We start from the raw sequence: 4,601 nt of genomic DNA, 5'->3' as shown, positions 1-4,601 counted from the left end.
GTATTCATTCTTACCGATTTCTCTGCAGCATTCTTACCGAAAACCCTGCACTCTTAATTGCCAAAAGTTGTGTATTCATATTTACCGTTCACAGGTTCACGATTAACCCATTGGTTAAATGTTTCTGTAGCTTGCGGACTTCCAACTGGCTGGTACATTGTTGTTCCTGTAGTTTGGTAACCAGAACCTGCATCATTAATACTTAATCCATTAGCCATAAAAAATGCATCAACCTGATTTTGCATAGCAGCTAATCCACCAGAGCCCCTAGTCTCAGAATTTTTACCATTATGATATGGCGTTAATTCATATTGTCGACCTTCTATTGAAGCATCTAACCTTGACATGATTACTTCACTATTAAATTTATCAATAAATAAATCTCTATAGGATAAATATGGACTGAATGCACCTCCGCCATCATTTTTTCTATACAATTTATAAGTACTCGGAACAAATTGAGTAATGTAAGCTTTATAAGCATCCGAGGCTGTTTTCCATTTACTTTGATCTACCGTTTGGCTTATCAATTGTTTTCCATCTTTGTTTTTTAAACTCGCCATATCGGTATTACCATTATATAACGGGCTAGCAGCTAATAAATAAGCTTGCAATCTATAAGACAAAGCCATTCCCTTGTTAATTCGGCCATAGTTATTATCATTGGCAGGAGTAATAGGTAAATTTGCAGCAGCAGCTTCTAACTCTGATGTAATATAAGCTACACATTCTTCCATGCTACTTCTAGGTAATTGAACACTTTCTGAAGGTGCATCTGGCTCTACCACATTATCGCCTAATAGTATTACAGGCCCATAAGCCCTTACTAAATAAAAGTAATAAATGGCTCTTAAAGCTCTTGCTTCATTTTTATATTGAACAATTATTTGAGGTGTGATATCCTCCTTAACTTTATCAATATTTACCATAAAGAAACTTGCGGCACGAATCCCTCTGTAAAAATTATTCCAGTAGCTATTAACGAAACCACTATTAGCATCCCAACTGCCAATATTTACGTTATTGGCCTGGTTAAAACCCCAAACAAACTCTGCCTCGTCTGATGCTCCAGTCCAAACGCCAGCATTTCTACCTTCATCTGGACTACGTTGAGCAAATTCATCAGGAATTAGGCTATAAACGTTGTTTAAAAAACGCTCTGCGGTAGATCTTGTTTTGAAGGTTTCTTCAAGAGTTAACCTATCATTAGGTACTTGATCCAAAAAACCTTTTTTGCACGATGTAGCGAAAGTTAAACCGACTACAAGTGTAAGATATATGTACTTTTTCATGTCTTTAATATTAAAATTTAACATTTAAACCCAATGATAAGGTTGATGTTTGTGGGTATCTATTTCCATTAGCCCTACCGCCAGTGTTCAATTCCGGATCCCAAAGTTTCCAGCTACTGAACGTTAGCAAGTTGGTTCCGATTAGATAAACTGAAGCATTTTTTAATTTCACTTTAGATACGAAACTTGTAGGCAAATTGTAGCTAAGTTGCGCTGTTTTTAAACGAAGGAAGTTCACTTCTTTAACCCACCAAGAGCTTTCTAAAGTATTGTTGTTATTATCAGCTTCACCATACGCTAAACGTGGGTAAAATGCATCCTGACGAGGGTTTTCTGGTGTCCATCTATCTTTAGCAATTTCATATGCATTACTTAAACCACCACCACCATTAAATGGAAACATACCTGAGCCACCTAACATAATATCTGCTCCATCAACACCCTGAAAAAAAGTGCTAAATGAAAAGCCCTGATAAGAAACGTTTACACCAAAACCATAAACTACGTTTGGTACATCACCGCGACCGATTTTTCTTTTATCGTAATCATTAATTAAACCATCGCCATTAAGATCCTCATATTTAATATCGCCTGGGCGGACTGATGCTTTAGAACCTGGAGTAGCACTTGCATTAATTTCTTCCTGGGTATCAAATAATTTTTCAGCAACGTAACCGTAACGAGCAAGGATATTATCACCAGTACGGTTCATCCATGGATAAGGTTGATCAGGACGATCATCTTCAATAATTCTATCCTTGTTATAGGTAAATGTTCCTCTTAAACCAATATCAACCTGACCAGCTTTAAGATTATATTCTAAAGTTGCATCAAGGCCTTTATTGCTTACTACGCCTAAATTTCCATAAGGTTGGTTGGTTAACCCAACATAACCTGGAATTGACTGCCGTTGTAAGAAAACCCCAGTTCGGTTTTCATTAAATAAATCTACAATCAAGAACAAGTTATTGTTAAGAGTTCTGATTTCCATACCCAAATCTTGCTTTCTAGAACTTGCCCAAATAACATCAATACCATAGTCAGTTACATTAATACCGCCTGAATTTGGATTATTGTAATTTTTACTTGTTTGGTAACCAGCAACACCATCAGATACTAAGGTTAAATAAGAAAACCTTCGGCCTACGATATCACCGATACCTGTTTTACCATCAGAGTATCTGAATTTCAAGAAATTAATAGTGTTTTTTAAAGGCTCAAAGAACTTTTCGTTTGATGGAATCCATCCAATCCCAAAGGCTGGGAAAGAACCGAATCGTTTAGCTGGTGCAAAAGTTTCAGAACCATTGTAACCAAAGTTGGCCTCGAAAAAATAACGATCATCATATGAATAAGTTGCACGAGCAGCAACGCCTACCTGTCTGAAAGGAATGGAACTTGTAAAATCACCTGCAAAAGGCTCTGTTCTATCTTCTGTATAGCCTAAAATTAAACCACCAACACGGTGTTTTTCAAACGCCCTATCATAATTAACAGCACCTTCTGTATAAAACTTTCTTGTTCCTCCGCGACTGGGCTCATAACTTAAGTAATTTGCATTACTGGTATAGGAAGTAACTAAATCTAAATCTCCATTTACGTTCCGTGGATTATTTATCTCGCGTAAAAAATAAGTACTTTCTCTTTTTGATCTTTTAATGGAATTTGAATTAAATACATCAAATGCAACCATTGCAGTTGCGCTTAAACCTTCAACCATACCACCTAAATCTTGCGTTAACCTTAAATTACTAAATAACTGATTTGCAAATTCGGTTCGGTAACCTCTACGTGTTAAATCGGCGTAAGGATTACGGAAACTGCCGTTAGATGAACGACCAGGAATTAAACCTCCAGGATACATCACAGGATATTCTACAGGAGAGACATCTAATGCCGATCCAAAAATACTTTCGGTACTTTCTCCTGGATAATTTCCATTTGAGGCATAACCTTGAATTCCTAGATCTAATTTGGTGGTACTCGTTAATTTAAGGTTTAGATTACTGGTAAAGTTATATCTGTTGAAAACCATGGCAGAATTATATTGCGCCAAATCATCGGTTTTTAAAAACCCACCTTCATTATAATAGGCTAATGATACATAATACTGTGCATTTTCTACACCACCACTTGCATTTAAATTTGCTCTGCGAATGCTACTGTAATCTTTAAAAATTTCATTCATCCAATTTACATTTGGATAAACTAAAGGATCTACTCCTGATGCAGTTTTGTTAATATAATCTTGAGTATACTTAGCCATTTGACCCCTTCCTGTTAAAGCCTCATTCGCCAGGTTCATATAAGCTATACCATCTAATGCTTTTGGATGTTGGGTAAAAGTACTTAAGCCTTCATTGTAATCAAAAAAAACACTTGGCTTACCTACTTTACCAACTTTTGTTTTTACTAAGATTACACCATTTGCACCTCTTGCTCCGTAAACGGCCGTTCCAGATGCATCTTTTAACACTGTAAAAGATTCAATATCCTCTGGATCAATGTTATTGATATTTCTCGCTACTCCATCCACCAAAATTAATGGCGAAGTAGAACCGCCACCAAAAGTTGCGATACCACGAACCCAAATATCTGCCGAACTTCTACCAGGTTCACCATTTCTTTGTACCCCAACTACACCGGCAATTCTTCCGGCTAATGATTGAGTTACACTTGCTACAGGAACTTTTAATTCTTTAGCATCTACCGTAGATTGTGCCCCAATTAGTGAAACTTTGCGTTGTACACCGAAACCTACAACGGCAACTTCTTCTAATACATTTGAGTCTGGTTCCAATTGAATAGACATGTTTTTCTGGTTACCTATAGTTACCTCTTTTGGCGCATAACCTACATAAGAAATAATTAAAACTGCAGCTTCTGAAGGAACGGTGATGCTAAAAGCACCATTAACATCTGTTACTGCAACAGCCATAGATCCTTTAAGTCTTATACTTGCCCCTGGAATTGGCGAACCTGTTTCATCTTTAATTATACCCCTGATTATAATATCTGCAACTGAAAGTTTTAATTCATTGTTGATTAATGGGGGTGTGATATTAACATTAATTACACCTGCCGATGCATTAAATGTTAAACCAAAAGCTAAAGAAATTACGCTAATCGTAAACGCACTCTCTTTCGTCAAAAGCTTAAGCTTAATGAGCCGAGTAAATTTTTTGTTCATAATAATTGGTTTGTATTTGGTTAGTGTAACTACTCAGGTACTTTAAAAGATTTGACTGTTTTCAGCCCTTGTAATCGTTGTTAGTTTAGGGGCAGTTTCAAAATTCAAATAAAATGGCT

General features: G+C 36.4%; 2 protein-coding genes. Both read right to left on the bottom strand.

Translation table 11 applies throughout. The annotated features are described in order from the left end of the window. Positions 1 to 53: 53 nt before the first annotated feature. A complete protein-coding gene (locus AAKU52_RS17100) occupies positions 54 to 1,292 on the bottom strand; it encodes a RagB/SusD family nutrient uptake outer membrane protein (RefSeq protein ID WP_354335800.1) in 1,239 nt (412 codons plus the stop codon). A gap of 10 nt (positions 1,293 to 1,302) precedes the next feature. Continuing rightward, on the bottom strand, positions 1,303 to 4,482 hold the full coding sequence (locus tag AAKU52_RS17095) for a SusC/RagA family TonB-linked outer membrane protein (RefSeq protein ID WP_354335798.1): 3,180 nt from the start codon (positions 4,480 to 4,482) through the stop codon (positions 1,303 to 1,305). Positions 4,483 to 4,601 lie beyond the last annotated feature (119 nt).

It is taken from the genome of Pedobacter sp. CG_S7 (assembly GCF_040544395.1).
In the GTDB taxonomy this organism is placed as follows: Bacteria; Bacteroidota; Bacteroidia; order Sphingobacteriales; family Sphingobacteriaceae; genus Pedobacter.
Note: the sequence above shows the minus strand (reverse complement) of the source record. Positions and strands in the feature narration are given on the sequence as shown.

What these genes read in the sequence shown, in the direction of transcription:
- AAKU52_RS17100 (WP_354335800.1), bottom strand. Translation starts at nt 1,292, where the DNA reads ATGAAAAAGTACATATATCTTACACTTGTAGTCGGTTTAACTTTCGCT.
- AAKU52_RS17095 (WP_354335798.1), bottom strand. Translation starts at nt 4,482, where the DNA reads ATGAACAAAAAATTTACTCGGCTCATTAAGCTTAAGCTTTTGACGAAA.